Origin of the sequence: Paenibacillus sp. S28, from assembly GCF_016624415.1 — a bacterium.
GTDB classification, from domain to species: Bacteria; Bacillota; Bacilli; order Paenibacillales; family Paenibacillaceae; genus Paenibacillus_AQ; species Paenibacillus_AQ favisporus.
Window position 1 is genome coordinate 115,763 of sequence record NZ_JACVTM010000005.1, and the last position, 16,273, is coordinate 132,035.

15 protein-coding genes are annotated in these 16,273 nt (G+C 55.1%); 10 read left to right on the forward strand and 5 right to left on the reverse strand.

Annotation, left to right across the window (positions count from 1 at the left end):
- Positions 1 to 114 precede the first annotated feature (114 nt).
- The 7 genes from IAE55_RS14150 (at position 115) to IAE55_RS14180 (ending at position 6,375) form a co-directional block, all read left to right on the forward strand.
- Positions 115 to 1,443, forward strand: coding sequence for an MATE family efflux transporter (locus IAE55_RS14150; protein WP_234489573.1), 1,329 nt, complete (start codon positions 115 to 117; stop codon positions 1,441 to 1,443).
- A 40-nt stretch (positions 1,444 to 1,483) separates the two neighbouring features.
- Complete coding sequence (locus IAE55_RS14155) at positions 1,484 to 1,867, forward strand: hypothetical protein (RefSeq protein WP_105445814.1); 384 nt, start codon at positions 1,484 to 1,486, stop codon at positions 1,865 to 1,867.
- A gap of 185 nt (positions 1,868 to 2,052) precedes the next feature.
- Entirely contained in the window at positions 2,053 to 2,448 is a 396-nt protein-coding gene (locus tag IAE55_RS14160) for a VOC family protein (RefSeq protein ID WP_105445846.1), read from the forward strand.
- A gap of 290 nt (positions 2,449 to 2,738) precedes the next feature.
- A complete protein-coding gene (locus tag IAE55_RS14165) occupies positions 2,739 to 4,169 on the forward strand; it encodes an FAD-dependent oxidoreductase (RefSeq protein WP_234489550.1) in 1,431 nt (476 codons plus the stop codon).
- Positions 4,170 to 4,260: 91 nt separating this feature from the next.
- Positions 4,261 to 5,298 (forward strand): zinc-binding alcohol dehydrogenase family protein, encoded by a 1,038-nt coding sequence (locus IAE55_RS14170; RefSeq protein ID WP_234489551.1) that lies wholly within the window; start codon positions 4,261 to 4,263, stop codon positions 5,296 to 5,298.
- A gap of 105 nt (positions 5,299 to 5,403) precedes the next feature.
- Positions 5,404 to 5,847, forward strand: coding sequence for a winged helix-turn-helix transcriptional regulator (locus tag IAE55_RS14175; protein ID WP_076172945.1), 444 nt, complete (start codon positions 5,404 to 5,406; stop codon positions 5,845 to 5,847).
- Between the two features lie 81 nt (positions 5,848 to 5,928).
- Positions 5,929 to 6,375 carry a Dps family protein gene (locus IAE55_RS14180; protein WP_145161634.1) on the forward strand — a complete coding sequence of 149 codons (447 nt, stop codon included), beginning with the start codon at positions 5,929 to 5,931 and terminating at the stop codon, positions 6,373 to 6,375.
- 18 nt (positions 6,376 to 6,393) lie between these two features.
- On the opposite strand, the gene IAE55_RS14185 is transcribed toward IAE55_RS14180, so the two are convergent.
- Together IAE55_RS14185 and IAE55_RS14190 are read right to left on the reverse strand one after the other, a co-directional pair.
- Positions 6,394 to 8,463 (reverse strand): HelD family protein, encoded by a 2,070-nt coding sequence (locus tag IAE55_RS14185; RefSeq protein ID WP_200633080.1) that lies wholly within the window; start codon positions 8,461 to 8,463, stop codon positions 6,394 to 6,396.
- A 170-nt stretch (positions 8,464 to 8,633) separates the two neighbouring features.
- Positions 8,634 to 9,641, reverse strand: a complete 1,008-nt coding sequence (locus IAE55_RS14190; RefSeq protein WP_200633082.1) for a helix-turn-helix transcriptional regulator — start codon at positions 9,639 to 9,641, stop codon at positions 8,634 to 8,636.
- A gap of 131 nt (positions 9,642 to 9,772) precedes the next feature.
- Between IAE55_RS14190 and IAE55_RS14195 the strand changes: the two genes are divergently transcribed.
- Entirely contained in the window at positions 9,773 to 10,180 is a 408-nt protein-coding gene (locus IAE55_RS14195; protein ID WP_234489552.1) for a nuclear transport factor 2 family protein, read from the forward strand.
- An 82-nt stretch (positions 10,181 to 10,262) separates the two neighbouring features.
- Here the strand turns inward: IAE55_RS14195 and IAE55_RS14200 are convergent, their stop codons facing one another.
- The gene (locus tag IAE55_RS14200) at positions 10,263 to 10,862 is read right to left on the reverse strand and encodes a TetR/AcrR family transcriptional regulator (RefSeq protein WP_200633084.1); all 600 of its coding nucleotides are present in this window, start codon (positions 10,860 to 10,862) and stop codon (positions 10,263 to 10,265) included.
- A 163-nt stretch (positions 10,863 to 11,025) separates the two neighbouring features.
- Here IAE55_RS14200 and IAE55_RS14205 point away from each other — a divergent pair, with 163 nt between their 5' ends.
- Positions 11,026 to 12,690: an MFS transporter gene (locus IAE55_RS14205; RefSeq protein ID WP_200633085.1), complete on the forward strand. Its 1,665-nt coding sequence runs from the start codon at positions 11,026 to 11,028 to the stop codon at positions 12,688 to 12,690.
- A gap of 189 nt (positions 12,691 to 12,879) precedes the next feature.
- On the opposite strand, the gene IAE55_RS14210 is transcribed toward IAE55_RS14205, so the two are convergent.
- Positions 12,880 to 14,133, reverse strand: a complete 1,254-nt coding sequence (locus tag IAE55_RS14210) for a peptidase (protein ID WP_200633086.1) — start codon at positions 14,131 to 14,133, stop codon at positions 12,880 to 12,882.
- A 223-nt stretch (positions 14,134 to 14,356) separates the two neighbouring features.
- Between IAE55_RS14210 and IAE55_RS14215 the strand changes: the two genes are divergently transcribed.
- Positions 14,357 to 14,821, forward strand: a complete 465-nt coding sequence (locus tag IAE55_RS14215) for a GlcG/HbpS family heme-binding protein (protein WP_089549234.1) — start codon at positions 14,357 to 14,359, stop codon at positions 14,819 to 14,821.
- Positions 14,822 to 14,923: 102 nt separating this feature from the next.
- On the opposite strand, the gene IAE55_RS14220 is transcribed toward IAE55_RS14215, so the two are convergent.
- Positions 14,924 to 16,153: an aminopeptidase gene (locus IAE55_RS14220; RefSeq protein ID WP_200633087.1), complete on the reverse strand. Its 1,230-nt coding sequence runs from the start codon at positions 16,151 to 16,153 to the stop codon at positions 14,924 to 14,926.
- Positions 16,154 to 16,273: the final 120 nt, after the last annotated feature.

The window sequence follows — 16,273 nt, forward strand, 5'->3', positions numbered from 1 at the left end:
AGATGGTTTTACATGAGTTCTACCGAGCAAGGTTTAAAAGGCGCCTCCAGTGCCGTACCATCCGAGAGGCCGGGGCCGGGTGCTCCCGACAAGAAGGATACGGTACTGCGGGCCATGATCGCCTTCCTCATCCCCCTTATTCTGAGCAACGCCCTGCAGTCCGTCGGCCAGCTGGTCGGCAGCATCGTCGTAGGGCGCTGGATCGGGGTTGAGGCACTGGCGGCGATATCCGCGTTTTTCCCGTTATTTTTTCTGGTCATATCCTTTGTGATCGGGATCGGCTCCGGCAGTGCCATTCTGATCGGTCAGGCTTACGGTGCCCGCAACGAGGAGAAGCTTAAGGCGGTCGTCGGCACGACGCTGACCTTCACAGTCATCCTCGGCATCGTCCTGGCGGTGCTGGGGGGCATCTTTACCGAGGACATTTTGCTTCTGATCGGAACCCCGTCCAACATCATCGACATTTCCGTACATTATGCCCGCATCATGTTCTGGAGCCTGCCGTTTTTGTTCCTGTATGCGGTCTATACGACATTTATGCGCGGAACAGGCGATTCGAAAACGCCGTTTTATTTTCTGATCGTCAGTACGGCGCTGAACCTGATTCTGCTGCCCGTGCTGATCTTCGGCTGGATCGGGCTGCCCAAGCTCGGCCTGTACGGTGCAGCTTATGCGAATCTCGTCTCCACGATCGTGACCTTTATCGCGATGCTCTGGTATCTCCGCTGGAAGAAGCACCCGCTGCAGTTCGACGCTTCGGTGCGCAGGCACCTGGGGATGGACCGGGAAATGCTGAAGCTGCTGCTTCGTCTCGGCATTCCCTCCAGCATCAGCATGATTCTGGTGTCGCTGTCCGAGATTGCGGTCATCATATTTGTCAACCGGTTCGGCTCGGACGCAACCGCCGCCTACGGCGCGGGGAACCAGGTGGCGAGTTACGTCCAGATGCCGGCGATTAGCTTGGGCATGACCGTATCGGTGCTGGGAGCGCAGTCGATCGGGGCCGGTCAGCTGGACCGGCTGAAACAGGTCATCCGCGTGGGTATTATGCTCAACTATATCATTGGGGCCATCATCATTATCCCGGTGTACCTGTTCTCGGAGCATATTTTGTCCTGGTTCATTACGAGCGGCGATACGCTGGACATCGCCCACAGGCTGCTCATGATCACGCTGTGGAGCTACCTTATCTTCGGCCATACGCAGATTTACGGGGCGACGATGCGGTCCAGCGGCACAGTGCTGTGGCCGACGGTGTTCAACATCGTGTCGATCTGGTGCGTAGAGGTCCCTGTGGCCTATGTGCTCTCGTACCATACAAGCCTTGGCATCGAAGGCATTTGGATCGGGTATCCGGCAGCGTTCATCGCCAGCTTCATTCTGGTGTACAGCTACTACCGCTTCTCATGGAAAAAGAAGCAGATTACGCGGCTCGTTCACTAGCAGGGAGTACTTCAGAACTGCGGAACCTGGGGGGACCGGCATGAAGGGGAAAAGGCTAGCGTTATCGCTGATCATCGCTTTTGTGGCTGCGTACATCGGGTTTGGGGCTTGGGTCGCCCTTGATACGAAACGGATATTGGTGGCAGCCATGAGCGGGGATCCGGGCTATACCGAATACATGGATGAGGCTGTCTATCATGACATCCATCCGGTCCAGCGAGGCATGACGAACAAGGACTATGCGTATGACCCCGCCGTTCACGACATCGGCTTCGTATTTCCGCTGCATTTCTTCGGAGTATCTCTGGCTTATGTGACCCAGCAGTACTCCGGTGAGCCTTTCGGGTTCAGGGAGCCGGTCCGTCTGACGCTTAAGCTTAAATCCGGAAAATGGTATGCGACCGGTGCATCCATTCAACCTTAAAAACAAATACAGATCGATAACGATAGCAAAGGGCTGCTCGAACGGGGCGAAGATGACCGTGGAAGCAGCTCTTTTTTGTATTAAAAAACTTTTTGAACGTTTTTTTGCTTCCGTGTCGAATTCGCCGACAAGCATTCGTCGTATTGATGTAAAGACAAAAAACAGGTGAAAGGTTGTTGAACAATATGGGAGCACAAATGAACGCTTATCTGATGTCGGTGGATGCAAGAAGCCAGGCGAATTACTATATCGAGGCCCTAGGCGGGGAAATCCAGTTTGTCAGTACATACGGAGACGCGCCCGGAGCGCCTGAGGCGATGAAGGATAAAGTGATGCACTTGGCAGTAACGGTGGCGGGAGCGAATCCGCTGATGCTGTCCGACGCGTTTGAACCGGTTTCGTATAACCGCAGCGTCAGCCTTTCTTTAACGTATACCGATGAGGAGGAAGCCAGAGCGGCCTATACCAAGCTGAGTGAGGGCGGAGAAAGCAAATATCCTTTTGCCCTTCAGCCATGGGGCGCTTATTATGGTGAGGTCATTGACCGATTCGGTGTAACGTGGATGATTACGAAGATGTAATGGCGGGAACGAAACCCGGCAAATATAACGATGGGAAGCAGCAGATAAAGCAGTTCAAGGAAGGCAGCCGCTATGAGGATCGGCTGTCTTTTTGCTGCAGTGAACAGCGGGGAACCGTTGATCAACCGGCGTCAAACTTACCTTTTCCCCCTTCGTTAAGGGAACGAATGGGTTCCAAAAAGCCAAAAAGAAAGTTTTTTAAAATTAGTGAGTTGCAAAAACTAACTAAGTATTGTATTATGACTTACATAGAAACGAGCACAACATATGAGCGCTCAGCAAAGCAGATCATGACGAGAAAAAAATTAAGCAAGAGCTTCATTCGAGAAGGGATGGATCATCCGATGATCAAGGAAACGTTCGATGCGTTAATTATCGGCTTTGGCAAAGGCGGAAAAACGTTGGCCCCCTTTCTGGCCGAGCAGGGATTGAAAGTCGCCGTCGTGGAAAAGTCACCTCTGATGTATGGCGGAACCTGCATCAATATCGGCTGCATTCCTACAAAGGCGCTTGCCTATCAGTCGCATATCGTTTCGCAGGAGGAAGGGAACGGTCCGGATTCCCGGCAGGCGAAGTATGGCCGCGCCCTTCAGGAGAAAGATGAGCTGGTTACCCTGCTGCGCGGCAAGAACTTCAATAACCTGAACAGCCATCCGGGGATCACGGTATTGACCGGGACGGCTTCGTTCCAATCCCCGCACGAGGTTCGGGTGGAAACGGAAGCTGGGACCATCCTCGCCGAGGCCGAGCGGATTTTCATCAATACGGGGGCAAAGCCGGTCCTTCCCGACATTCCCGGGATTGACGGAGTTCATGTCTATACGAGCACGGAAATGCTGGACTTGGCGAAGCTGCCTTCCCGGTTGGCCATCATCGGCGGCGGCTATATCGGCCTGGAATTCGCCTCCATCTATGCAGGCTTCGGCTCAGAGGTGACCGTTCTTGAGAATGGCGGCGTATTTATGCCGAGAGAGGACCGGGAGATTGCCGAAGAGGTCAAAAAGGTGCTGGAGGCCAAGGGCATCCGCTTCCGGCTGCAGACCAAGGTGTCCCGGATTACGGAACAACGGGAATCCGTTCAGCTACTGCTGTCCACGCCTGATGGTGAGGACACGCTCCAAGCGGATGCCGTACTGGTCGCCACTGGAAGACAGGCCAATACGGAAGGACTGAATCTTGAAGCCGCAGGCGTTGAAGTGACGGAGCGCGGTTTCGTCCGGGTCGACGAGACGCTTCAGACCAATGTGCCGCATATCTGGGCGATCGGCGACGTGAACGGCGGTCCGCAGTTTACGTACATTTCGCTGGACGACTACCGGATTCTCAAGAATCAATTGTTCGGCGACCGGACGCGTACGACCGGCGACCGGCGATTCGTCCCTTACTCCGTGTTTATCGATCCTCCGCTGGCCCAAGTCGGATATACGGAACAGGAGGCGCTGAAGCGGGGACACACCGTGAAAACGGCAAAATTACCTGTTACCGCATCGACGAGGGCACGCCAGCTGAAACAGACGGAAGGTCTGCTGAAGGCGGTCGTCGACGCCGAAACGGACCGTCTGCTCGGTTTCACCATGTTCGGTGCGGAGTCCAGCGAGGTTGTGAACATCGTGTCCGTGTTCATGCAGTCCGGGCAGCCGTACACTGTCCTCCGCGATACCATTTTTACACATCCGTCGATGGCGGAGACGATTAACGACTTGCTCGGTGCGATCCAATGAGCTCCTCTACGAGCTCATCGCTTACATATTGACGTACACAATGCCATTCAGCTTAACACGATAAATCACATTTATAAGGGAGAGAACAACCATGACGAAAGTAAAAGAGACGATGAAAGCCGTAGGCCTGTATAAGTATTTACCGATTGATCATCAAGAAAGCCTGATTGATGTTGAGCTGGATAAACCGGTGCCAACAGGCAAGGACTTGCTGGTGAAAGTGCATGCCATCTCAGTGAATCCTGTCGATTATAAAGTCCGTTCGCCTAAAGACCGCGTGGAAAGTGTGCCAAAAGTGCTGGGATGGGACGTCGCGGGCGTCGTCGAGCAGGTAGGTCCGGATGTGACGTTGTTTAAGCCGGGCGATGAAGTGTACTATGCCGGCAGCATTACGCGTCCTGGCGGCAACAGCGAATTTCATCTGGTGGACGAACGGATCGTGGGCAAGAAGCCATCCACGCTGGATTTTGCACAGGCGGCGGCGCTGCCGTTAACGACCATTACAGCCTGGGAAAGCCTGTACGACCGGCTTGGAGTCTCCAAGAACCAGGCGGACAACACCGGCAAAACCATCCTGATTATCGGAGCAGCCGGCGGGGTCGGATCGATTGCGACACAGCTCTCCAAATATTCCGGCCTGACGGTCATCGGCACGGCTTCCCGGCCGGAATCGGCCGATTGGGTGAAAGGGCTGGGGGCGGACTACGTCATCAACCATTTTGAAGCGTTCCTGCCGCAGCTTAAGGCCGTCGGCATCGAGCAGGTCGATTACATCCTCTGCTTGAACAGCACGGAGAAGCACTGGGCGAACATGGCGGAAGCGATCGCGCCGCAAGGCAAGATTTGCTCGATCGTGGAGACGGATGAACTGCTCAACCTGACCCTGCTCAAGAATAAAAGCGTCACGTTCGTATGGGAGCTCATGTTTACCCGTTCCACGTACCAAACGCCGGATATGATCGAGCAGCACAAGCTGCTGGACGAAGTCGCACGCCTCGTGGACGAGGGCGTCATCCGGACCACTACAAGCGAGACGCTGACACCGATCAATGCCGCCAATCTGCGCAAGGCCCATGCTCTGCTGGAGACCGGCCGTACGGTGGGCAAGGTCGTACTGGAAGGATTCTGACGGGAGCCGCGCTGGGGCCGGTTTGCGTGAAGCGGTCATTTGTGGCACTGTAGGATTAGAAGGCAGTACCACATTTGAGGCAAAGATACACGGGGGGTCATGGATATGCCGAAGAATATTTACAACCTGGATTGCAACATTGCGCAGACATTGAACATCGTTGGCGATCGATGGTCTTTGATGATCATACATGAAATTTTGGTCGGTAAAAAAACGTTCAACGAGATCAAACAGGGGCTGGCGACGATCTCTGCGAATGTGTTATCCGAGCGGCTCAGACAGCTGGAGGAGGACGGGCTGATCGTATCCAATCTGTACTCTGCGCATCCTCCGCGGTATGAGTATGAGTTGACGGAAAGCGGACGGGATATGGAAATGATCTTTCATGCTTTTATCCTATGGGGAGAGAAGCACCTGGATAAATGCTATAAAAGCCTGAAGCATACCGCCTGCGGCCACGAAGTCGAACTCCGCCATTATTGCCCGCACTGCGAATCGAACGTGGATGACATTACCGTTGTCCCCGTAGAAGACGCCAAGCAGCCATAACGATCGGCCGCCGCAAAAGCTTCTTGGTCAGCCGGATCGCCTAAGGCGGTCCATTATATATAAAGAAGGGATGGATGACAAATGGCAAACACAACAATTACGCTGGAACAGGTATTGAATCAGCAGGTGGCGAACTTCAGCATTCTTTACGTTAAAATCCATAACTACCACTGGTACGTAAAAGGGGAACAGTTCTTCACGCTCCATGCGAAGTTCGAAGAGCTGTACAACGACATTACGCAAAAAGCGGACGACATCGCCGAACGCCTCCTGACGATCAAGGGAAGACCGGCCGCGACGATCAAAGAATATCTGGAAATCGGCACGGTAGCGGAAGCCACGGGAAAAGAGGACGCGCGCGGTATGGTGCAGTCGCTTATCCATGACTTCTCTGCGGTCAGCAAGGAGCTGCAGGACGGGATCCGTTTGGCGGAAGACGCCGGCGACCATCCGACGGCAGATATGCTGATCGGGATTCAGGCGGACCTCGACAAGCACGTCTGGATGCTGGAATCTTATCTTGGATAAAAAGGAAGAGCCCGGGGACTAATGCTCCCCGGGCTCTTTTAATAATGTCGTCCGTGCCCCGCTATGCGTCAGCGTCAGCTTATGCATCGCCCGGGTGCAGGCGATATAAAGCAGCGATCGGTCCATCTCGTTCCGGTAGACTTCGCTGCTCACGAAAGGAACGATCACCTCATCGAACTCCAGGCCTTTCGCCAAATGGGCGGATGTGACGATGATGCCCTCGCGGAACTCCTCACTGTCGAAATCCAGCAGATACAGGTTGTCAAACGCGTCCCTCAGGCGGTGATAGACCTCGTCTGCCTGGGCCTTTGTTTTGCAGACGATCCCCATGGAACGTGACTCGGAATGTACAAATTCCCGGAGGACAGACCGGATCCGCTCCATTTCCTCCTCCTTGTCTTCGCAAGCGACCATCCGCGGAAGCTCGCCGTGCCGCTCAATGGGGACGACGCTGCTGTTGTCTTTGAGCTGCCGGGCAAAGGTCGTTATTTCATAGGTGGACCGGTAGCTCTTTAACAGCTCTACCGTATCCGCGTTCGGGAACACCTTTTTGATCTCGGCAAGCGAAGAGGAGGAGTAGGGATTGACGGATTGGCCGGCATCGCCGAGGATCGTCTTGCGGCAGTTGAACAGCCTGGAAAGGACAGCGTACTGGATGGGCGTGTAATCCTGCATTTCGTCGACGATCAGATGCTTTACAAAATCAAACGGCGCCGTTCCTTCCCAGTACATTTTCAGGTAGACGAGGGGAAAGACATCCGAATATTCCAGCTTCTTCGGCCCTGCCATGCGAAGCAGCTCCGGTCTGCCCAGCCAGTCGTAAAAATCCTTGTACAGCGCCAGCAGGCTGGAGGCGCGGAACATTTTTTTAACAGCTGTCTTGATTTTGCGAATCCGGGGTGCGGACAGCCTCTGTCCATCCTCGTCCCTGAGGTTTGCCGCCGCCTGGTTTGCGGTCCGCTCTAGCCTGGACAGTACGGGCATCCGGCGGGTGCCGTCATAGATGGCTCGCAGCTCCGCGGCAGAAATCCGCATTCCGTCGATCTGCACATCCTCCGGCGCAAAATAATGCTGCTCTGCATAAGCGATAAACTCATCCAGCTTCCGGATGAAGCCGGCCGACGCCTTAAACCGGATGCGTTCGACCATGCCCGGGTCTTCTTGGTCCATCAACACGGAAACTTGCTCATAGAACGTCTGAAAACCGGCGATCCCTTTGAGCTCCGCTTCCGCCAGCTCCTCGAGGCGCATTTCCATCATATTTTCTTCACCAAGCTCAGGCAGAACGCTCGAAATATAATCGGAGAACACGTTGTTCGGCGAGATGATCAGCACGTTTCTTGACGTCAGCGTTTCCTTGTAGCGGTACAGCAGGAAGGCGATACGGTGCAGGGCGACCGACGTTTTCCCGGAACCGGCCACGCCCTGAATGATGAGCTCATCGGAAGTTTCATTGCGGATGATGACGTTCTGCTCCTTTTGAATCGTGGCGACGATGTTTTTCATCTTTTCGTCCGAGGTGCTGCTGAGCTCCTTCTGAAGGACGTCATCGTCGATGTTAATCGAGCTTTCGATCATATATTCCATGCGGCCGTCCCTGATTTTGTACTGCCGCTTCACCGTCAGCTCGCCCTCGATCGGCCCCAGCGGAGCTAGGAAATAGGCGTGGCCGACGCCGAAATCGTAAAACATGCTGGCGACCGGCGAACGCCAGTCGTAAATCAGATTCGTATGCCCGTCCGTCCCGGCGAAGGAATGAATCCCGATATAATAGGCATCGGCTTCTTTTAGGCCATTTTCCCGAAAGTCTACCCTGCCGAAATAAGGAGACTGGTACAGCTTATGCAGCTTCCGCTCCTTGTCGATCGCTTTCTCACCCGAGTCGATCTGAAGCGAGATGTCGACCTTGTTCGCGGCTCGCTCCGCGGGATCCAGCTGGGAAATGTTTTCCCACATATATTTTTTCGCCTCGATGACATCGCGGTAGGAAGCGGATATTTTCCCGCGGATGTCTTCCAGCGCCCGTCCCAGCTTGTCTGTCATCGCTTCGGCATAACGCCTTTCATCGGCTTCGCTTTGGTTCAACATCTTAGACCCTCCCTGTGAAAGAATAAGTCTAAGTATAGAAAAAATCCGCCAAAAATATAGACTTATACTTCCGGCTGTAGTATTATAACTTGCACGTGGGTCCAGAAATACCTATACGGCACCACTTTACAGCATCAAAGTAATTAATGGGATAAACTACAGCCAGGTCCTTAAGGGGCCTGGCTTTTTGGTATGTCCGTTACCTGCCTGGATTCAGATTCCGGAATGCGCTCCGCGTACTGCCGTTGCATGACCGCCAGCCGGCCGTTAACCCATTCCCGGGCTTCGGTAGGCTCCATAATGACCGCTTCGGGCCCCAATATCCAGACCATATCGGCAAAGAACGCCACGTCCTTCCGGGGAATGGATATGTCGATCCTGCCGCTGCCATCGGGCTCGCACTCGATATGAGGCTGAAGTCTGCCGTTCCCTTCCAGCATTCGGACGCCTTCCGGAGTCAGTCGGACGATGAAGTCGGTCTTCGGCGCCTTCTTCAGTTCCTCCTCATTCCAGTTAAACACCGTTTTCTCATCAACCTCATCAAGGCAGCAGACCTCTTCATTCAGCACGGCCGAGCGGATACGGTCCGCCCGGAACAGGCGATACGCTTTGCGGGTAAAGCAGTAGGCAGGGCAGTACCAGTATCCTTGGTCCGAGTAGAGGCCGATCGGCTGAATGACTCTTTCGTCCGCGGACGTGCCGGATTGATAGACAATGGTTGCGGCGCTGCGACTCATAACCGCCTGCAGCAGCACCTCCAGACACTCGGCCGACATGCTGCGCCGGGGGCTCCAAATCGCCATTTTACCGGTTAAGCGGCTAATTCTCTCTTTCAGGTCCGGCGGGAGATAGTGATAGAACTTGTCGAGGGCGGAAGCGGCCGCTTTACCGAACGGGACGGAGCCAAAATAAGCCAGCGATTGGGAGGCGAAGAACAAGGCGGTCGCTTCGCTTTCGGTAAAAGCGATTGCGGGCAGCAGCCGCTCGTTTAACAGGCGGAAACCGCCGCCCCGTCCTTGAACGGAGTACACGGGGATGCCCAGCTCGCCAAGCTCGATGAGGTCCCTGGATATGGTCCGCTGGGACACGCCCAGCTCATCCGCAAGCTCGCGGAGGGTAAAGTTTTTCTTAGCATTGACGAGCATGATAAGCCGGATCAACCGCTGGGATTTATACATCGGCGTCCCGTCCTTTCATTTTTTTCTCAAGTGTATCACAAAAACAAGACAGCACCTGTCGTGTTTAAACGATATGATGAGTTCATAAGATTTGGAAAGGCATAATCAACCCCAATAGAGGAGGATGCTGTATGGAACCAATGGAAAAGGGAAACGAGCGCAGTCTGCAAGCATTTCATACATTTCGCCGGGCGATTGAGGAAGGGGATACGGGGGCGTTTGAAGCGCTGGTGACCTCTGATTTTGGTTTTATCGTCCCGATCCCTTTTGAGGAATGGCAGGGAGAGCAGAGGGGAACCGGGAGGTTCCGGGAATTGGTCGAGCTTGAACGGGCAAGCATGAGTGCCAAACTAACGCCGGTCATCTGCGTAGAGCAGGAGGATACCGGGATCGTTATCTTTCAAGCGGAGGGGATCTTTAACGAAATGCCGTACACGAATGAACTGGTAATCGTGTTCCGTTTCGAGCAGGAACGGATCCGCTCCTTCCGGGAGTATGTGGGCGTCACTTCCCACCTGCTTGCTATAGCGAAGTCATAAGGCATGAAAACGGGCAAGGCCGGGAATAAGCACGAAGGGTGCCCTCGGTCTTGCCCGCATGTTTGCTGCCTGCGGCGCCATGTTATTCGGTTGTCCGGCGGGACGGAGTAGGCTCATCAAACTGCCGATCGATCAGCACTTGGCAGGCATTCAGAAAATAGTCGGCATGGTAGTACCCCTTATCCATATAGGCACTCATCATGGCGCCATCCTTCAGCAGCTGAAGCTGGTAAGTGAGCTGAACCGGGTCGCGGGCGCCGGCCTGGCGGGCAATATCCTCAATATTTTTCCAAAGGGTGGAGCGGTATGTTATGGCTGCCTGGTGTCCGGGATGGTCCTCATCCGGAAATTCGACAATGGCGTTCATAAAAGGACAGCCGCGGAATCGGGAGCTCTTCATCCGTTCGACCAATTCCTCCAGAAGGGCATAGAGCTGTTCTTTGGGCGAATCGGGGAACTGACGCTTTACTTCTTCAACGGCCTCCATTCTAGTCTTGGAGCGCAGCTCCAAATAGGCCACGACCAGATGGTCCTTGGTCGGAAAGTTGCGGTAAAAGCTGGCCTTGGCAACCCCCGACTCTTCAATGATCCGGTCGATCCCTACAGCGCGCACGCCTTCGCTATAAAATAAATCGGACGCCACCTTCAGTATCCGTTCTTTGGCGGATTCCTTCTTAGTCATTCTAATCACCTGTTCCTGAATAAGGTAAATTCGCTGTTGACATGAGACAGATCTGTCTGTATCATACGATTATCAAACGAGACAGATCTGTCTCATTTATTTTAATGGCTGATTCCGGCTGCTGTCAAATATCCGGATTCGCCTGAGGAGGATGAAGCAAGCGATGAACCAACCGGTCAATTCCATTCCCGCGCCTCTTGCGCAGGCGGCGGCCGAGCCGCGCCAGAGGCCGCGTTTAATGCTGGCGGTGATGCTGCTGTCCGTATTTATGGCCGTAGCGAACATTTTTATCATCAATGTGGCAACCCCTTCGATTCAGCGGGGGCTTCACGCCGATTTCTACGGCGTACAGTTCGTCGTTTCGGCCTATACCTTGTCTTATGCCGTGGCCTTGATTATCGGCGGGCGGCTGGGCGACCGGTACGGACGGCGGAAGATGCTCCTGATCGGCGTGGCCGGCTTTACATTAACATCCTTGTTATGCGGCTTTTCGGGCAGTGTCGGTGTGCTTACGGCCATCCGCGTGCTTCAAGGCTTTAGTGCGGCGCTGATATCGCCGCAGGTGCTGTCCCTCATTCAGGCGCAGTACCCGCCGGAGAAGAGGGGAATGATCTTCGGGCTGTATGGCGCAGCCCAGGGATTGGCCGCTTCGACCGGACAGCTGATCGGCGGTTTGCTGCTCGGCTGGAATCCGTGGCATCTCGACTGGCGGCTGGTCTTTTTCTTCAGCGTCCCGATCGGATTGATCATCCTGGCCATGGCTCCGTTCGTTCCGGAATCGAAGGATTCGGACCGCTCGCGGATGGACTGGTTCGGTGCGGCCATGGCGGCAGCAGGACTGCTGCTCCTCGTGTATCCGCTGGTCCAGGGGCAGAAGGAGGGGTGGCCGGCACTGCTCGTCATCAGCCTGATTCTGTCCGGCCCTGTCCTCGCCGTATTCGTATGGACGCAGCGCAGGCTGCTTGCCAAAGGACGCCGGCCGTTTATGAACGTAAGGCTGTTCGGCCAGAAAGCATTCAGCTTGGGCCTGGCCGTGATCTTTCTCATGATGACCGCTCAAGCCGCCTTCTTTCTGATCACGGCCTATTTGCTGCAAATGGGGCATGGATTCAGTGCCCTGAAATCCGGATTGATCATCCTGCCCATGGGCATCGGGTATTTTCTGGCCTCGCTGTTGTCACCGAAGCTAGCGGGCAAAATTGGAGCCCACGTCCTTACGGTCGGTTCGGTGCTGACCTCCGTCGGCTATTTCGCGGTCGCGCTGACGATCTGGGCCACCGGGTGGTCGCCGAACGTATGGTTCTGGCTGCCGGCTCTGGTCCTGCTGGGCATAGGCCAAGGCTTTATCGCCGCGCCGCTGACCAATGTGGTGCTGTCCAAGGTAGAGAAGCAGGATATCGGGTCGGGCTCCGGCATTTTGACGACGGGGATGCAGCTCGCCTCTGCCATCGGTATCGGCCTCATCGGAATTGTCTGGATGAGCTCATTAAGCCATTATGCCAATCAGGCGGAGGCGCGGACCGAGCTTGAACTGCGGCAGCATCTGACATCCTACGCCTTGTCGGAGGAGCAGGGGCAGACGGCGCTGGCCAGGCTGCGTGATTGCTTCCCGGCAGCGGCCGGTCAGGCACAGGCGGCTCCCGGCGCATGCAAGGTTACCGCTTCCGCTGCCGGGGGTGCCGAGAGGCTGGTGGCGGACGGCGTATCGCAGTCGAATGCGCGCAGCTACACGAGCGCCTTTATCCTCAGCATGACGGTGCTTGGATTCTACACGATGCTGATCATTCCGATGACGGTCGCTCTCGCCGGGAGAAAACGGAAGAGCTGAAGGCGCAGCGGACGATCGGGCAAGGGATTGAAGATCGTCCGAGGCTCGCCAATTATCGGATGAACGGGTCCCGCCCGTGAATCAGGCAGCCCTAAGTTATACGTTCGTACCTCCAAAAAAACCCTGCCGATTCTTCAGAAGAATCGGCAGGGTTTGGGCGCTTTTATGCAAGTTGCGTATACGTTGATATTACTTAGGCTGTACCGTATCGGCGTCCGACGTCACAATAATCGCTTCGGCATTCGTGATGCCGGGAATCGATTTGGTCATGATTGGAGAATGATAGGCGATAATTTTGGTGCCAGGGCGAAGCTTGGTATCGCCGCCCATCGTAGGGATGACTGGCGTATCTTTCGAGATGTTCAGAATGACGTCGTTGTCGGTGGAATCATCGGATCCTACGTTTACATAGACCTGATCGGCTGAAGCGCGGTCTGATGCTTTAACGGTACCTTCAATTTTGACCGTTTCCGCCTTCTTCACTACGATTTTGCCGGCATGCGTTTGGGCCGGATAAATCATCGTCATGATATCGCTGTAATATGCGTCCACGCGGATATCCGCCTTCAGGGCATCCTTGGTCAGCGCCTTGCCGTCTTCGTCGACGATTTGGGTTTTGTCATCGACGGAGAGGATGACGTAGTTGACGCCGCCCTTGTCATGCGCCTTGCCGACGACCGTTACTTTGCCATCCGCCGTATTGGTGACGATGCCGTCTGTGCCGGCTTTAAGTTCCTGATCCGTATTGCCGGTTTCACCACTTCCGGTATCTTCCGTGTTCACGATCACATAATTCGTTCCGGCTTGCGGCGGCAGGCTCATGGCCACTTCAGGACCATAGAAAGCCCGGATGCTCGTGCCCTCTTTAATGTCGCCGCTGGTCAGCGCCTTGCCGTCCTGGCTGAGGATGGTGGCTTTATCGGCCAGGTGCAGAAGAATCGTGTCCTCATTAGAGGTATAAATATCGGTTCCTTTGACCAGGATGCCGTTCTCTCTCACTTCGGATACGGTTCCGTCAATGGCGGTAAAGCTCTTATCCTGAACGACAAGCGTTAGCGCCGTGCCGCGGGCCGGGAGGCTTTTCGTAATATTCGGTCCATAGAACGCCTTCACGACTTTTTTCTCATCGATGACGGTTTTCAGGGGAACGCTTTTCCCGCGGGCATCGATGATCTTGGTCTCCGGCGTGATGGCCAGGACGATCTGGCTTTGATCGCTTGGAGCCAGCCCCCGTCCCGTAACCGTAACGGATTTGCCCGTCTTGTCGTTCACGAAGTCCGTGATTTGTCCCCATGTGGCAGGAACCACTTTGGCCTCATGTTGAACCTGGCCTTGTCCGCTTTGAGCGGCTGCGGGCGGCACCTCCTGGGCGCTGGCCGCAACCGGAACGGCTGCCAGAGCGAAAATTGATGCGGTTGCCAATACTTTGTAAATTTTGTTCATCTGTCATTTTCCTCCTCTATATGGCGTTCTTGCGAGTGCGGATCGGAATGTTTCACCGTGCATGCAATTGGTAAATGATGCTTGCTCTTCATAGTTCCTGACGAGGCGGTCATGCCAAATGTTGCACATTGCAGGCAAATTCACAGCGTTCTCCGTCCAATAACACGCTTATGGGCTGGCGGCCATACAATGGGGAAAGAACATTGAAGCTGGAGGTAGCCTGATCATGAAAATGACGTTGGATCTTGCCAAAATGCTGCTCGAAGCAGCCGAGAAAAAAGCCAAGGAAATGGGGCTGGCGGAGGACATCGCCATCGTGGACGACGGCGCGAACCTGGTCGCCTTTCACCGGATGGACCACGCCCGGATCGGGGGCATCGATATCGCCCAGAACAAAGCCTGGACCAGCGTGGCCCTGCAGATGCCGACCTCGAATCTGACCAGAACGGCTCAGCCCGGGCAGCCATCCTTCGGGATCAATACGACGAATCAGGGCAGGGTGGTCATCCTGGGGGGAGGAATCCCGTTAAAAGCAGGTGATGTCATCATTGGGGGCATCGGGGTCAGCGGAGGGACGAGCGAGCAGGATATCCAGGTGGCGGAGGCCGCCGTGCAGGCATTTGAGCGCTGGATGCAGCGGTCGGACCTTCGGAGCATCTCGTTTCGGATTGGATCGAATCAGTCGTAAAGGCTGCTCTCACAGCACGGCTGGAACCGATGACAAGAAAAAAACCTCCATCCGGCCTGCATGTGAGGCGGGTGGAGGGCTTTGCTTAACTAGTATGGTGGATCAGAACGCCCAGTTGCCCTTACGGAATACAGGTTCCCTTTGGCCGTCCGCCGTGATGCCGTCGATGTCCATGTCCGCAGAGCCGATCATGAAATCCACGTGGATCATGCTGTGATTCAGCCCGGCACGGTCAAGCTCTTCCCGGGTGAGCGAGGTTCCGTTCTCGATGCAGGTCGGGAAGGCTTCGCCCAGGGCCAGATGGTTCGATGCATTTTCGTCAAATAACGTATTGAAGAAAATGAGCCCGGTCTCCGAGATCGGCGAGTGGTGCGGCACAAGCGCGGCTTCGCCCAAAAAGCGGGCCGACGCGTCCATGTCGAGCATGCCCTTTAAAAATTCGTATCCATTCTCTGCCGTAAAATCGACGACTTTTCCGTCCTCAAACGTCAGGCTGAAGTTTTCGATCAAGTTTCCCTGGTAGCTGAGCGGCTTGGTGCTGCGGACGGTTCCCCGGGTCCCTTCCCTGCGGGGCGAAGTGAACACTTCTTCCGTCGGAACGTTCGGGTTGAACTCATTGCCCGCTTCGTTTCGGGCGGTACCGCCGTTCCAGACATGATGCTCCGGAAGCTCGATCAGCAGGTCGGTGCCCGGAGCTTTATAATGAAGCTGCTTGTACTGCTTGCGGTTCAAATATTCGCGCTTGCTGCGCAAATTCGCATTATGCTCGTTCCAAGCCTGGATGGGATCGCCGCCGCTCACGCGGGCGGTTTGGAAAATCGCCTCCCACAGCGCCTCGACCGCGGCTTCCGGTGTCAGGTCCGGGAAGACCAGCTTCGCCCAGGCTTCGGACGGGACGCCGATAATGGACCAGGTCATTTTGCTTGCGGACATATACTCCCGCCATTTGGAGAGTGCGGCGCTTGCCGCTTTGGAATGGGCTGAGATCCGCTTGGGGTCCACGCCCTTCAGCAGCTCGGGATTGGCCGATTCGATAAAAAGAAATGCCCCGTCGTTCTCGGCGAATTCCTGAACCCACTTTGCTCTCCACACCGGGTACTCCTCAAAAGCCTCGTCAGGAGCGAGATGATACTTCAGCTGTGTGCTGATTTCGTCCTGCCACTCAATATGAACCAGCTTTGCCCCGGCTTGATACGCTTGCTTGGCGATCATGCGCACGAATTCCGGCACATGGATCGGAGCGCTGATCCACAAGGACTGCCCCGGCTGAATATGAACCGCAACATGGACGGCGAGCTCGGCGTATTTTTCCAAACGGTCTAAAAAACTCATGGACTTTTTCCTCCCCAACATCGGCAGATTATAACAATCTATTAAGGATTCGCCCTTTCTTCGCCAGTTCCTTCCAGCTTTCGCGCCGCCGGAGGCCTCCAAACAAATGCCATCGGTGTA

Bases quoted from the DNA above. Each gene is read 5' to 3' on its own strand.
- IAE55_RS14150 (WP_234489573.1), top strand. From the start codon at position 115: ATGATCGCCTTCCTCATCCCCCTTATTCTGAGCAACGCCCTGCAGTCC.
- IAE55_RS14155 (WP_105445814.1), top strand. From the start codon at position 1,484: ATGAAGGGGAAAAGGCTAGCGTTATCGCTGATCATCGCTTTTGTGGCT.
- IAE55_RS14160 (WP_105445846.1), top strand. From the start codon at position 2,053: ATGGGAGCACAAATGAACGCTTATCTGATGTCGGTGGATGCAAGAAGC.
- IAE55_RS14165 (WP_234489550.1), top strand. From the start codon at position 2,739: ATGACGAGAAAAAAATTAAGCAAGAGCTTCATTCGAGAAGGGATGGAT.
- IAE55_RS14170 (WP_234489551.1), top strand. From the start codon at position 4,261: ATGACGAAAGTAAAAGAGACGATGAAAGCCGTAGGCCTGTATAAGTAT.
- IAE55_RS14175 (WP_076172945.1), top strand. From the start codon at position 5,404: ATGCCGAAGAATATTTACAACCTGGATTGCAACATTGCGCAGACATTG.
- IAE55_RS14180 (WP_145161634.1), top strand. From the start codon at position 5,929: ATGGCAAACACAACAATTACGCTGGAACAGGTATTGAATCAGCAGGTG.
- IAE55_RS14185 (WP_200633080.1), bottom strand. From the start codon at position 8,463: ATGTTGAACCAAAGCGAAGCCGATGAAAGGCGTTATGCCGAAGCGATG.
- IAE55_RS14190 (WP_200633082.1), bottom strand. From the start codon at position 9,641: ATGTATAAATCCCAGCGGTTGATCCGGCTTATCATGCTCGTCAATGCT.
- IAE55_RS14195 (WP_234489552.1), top strand. From the start codon at position 9,773: ATGGAACCAATGGAAAAGGGAAACGAGCGCAGTCTGCAAGCATTTCAT.
- IAE55_RS14200 (WP_200633084.1), bottom strand. From the start codon at position 10,862: ATGACTAAGAAGGAATCCGCCAAAGAACGGATACTGAAGGTGGCGTCC.
- IAE55_RS14205 (WP_200633085.1), top strand. From the start codon at position 11,026: ATGAACCAACCGGTCAATTCCATTCCCGCGCCTCTTGCGCAGGCGGCG.
- IAE55_RS14210 (WP_200633086.1), bottom strand. From the start codon at position 14,133: ATGAACAAAATTTACAAAGTATTGGCAACCGCATCAATTTTCGCTCTG.
- IAE55_RS14220 (WP_200633087.1), bottom strand. From the start codon at position 16,153: ATGAGTTTTTTAGACCGTTTGGAAAAATACGCCGAGCTCGCCGTCCAT.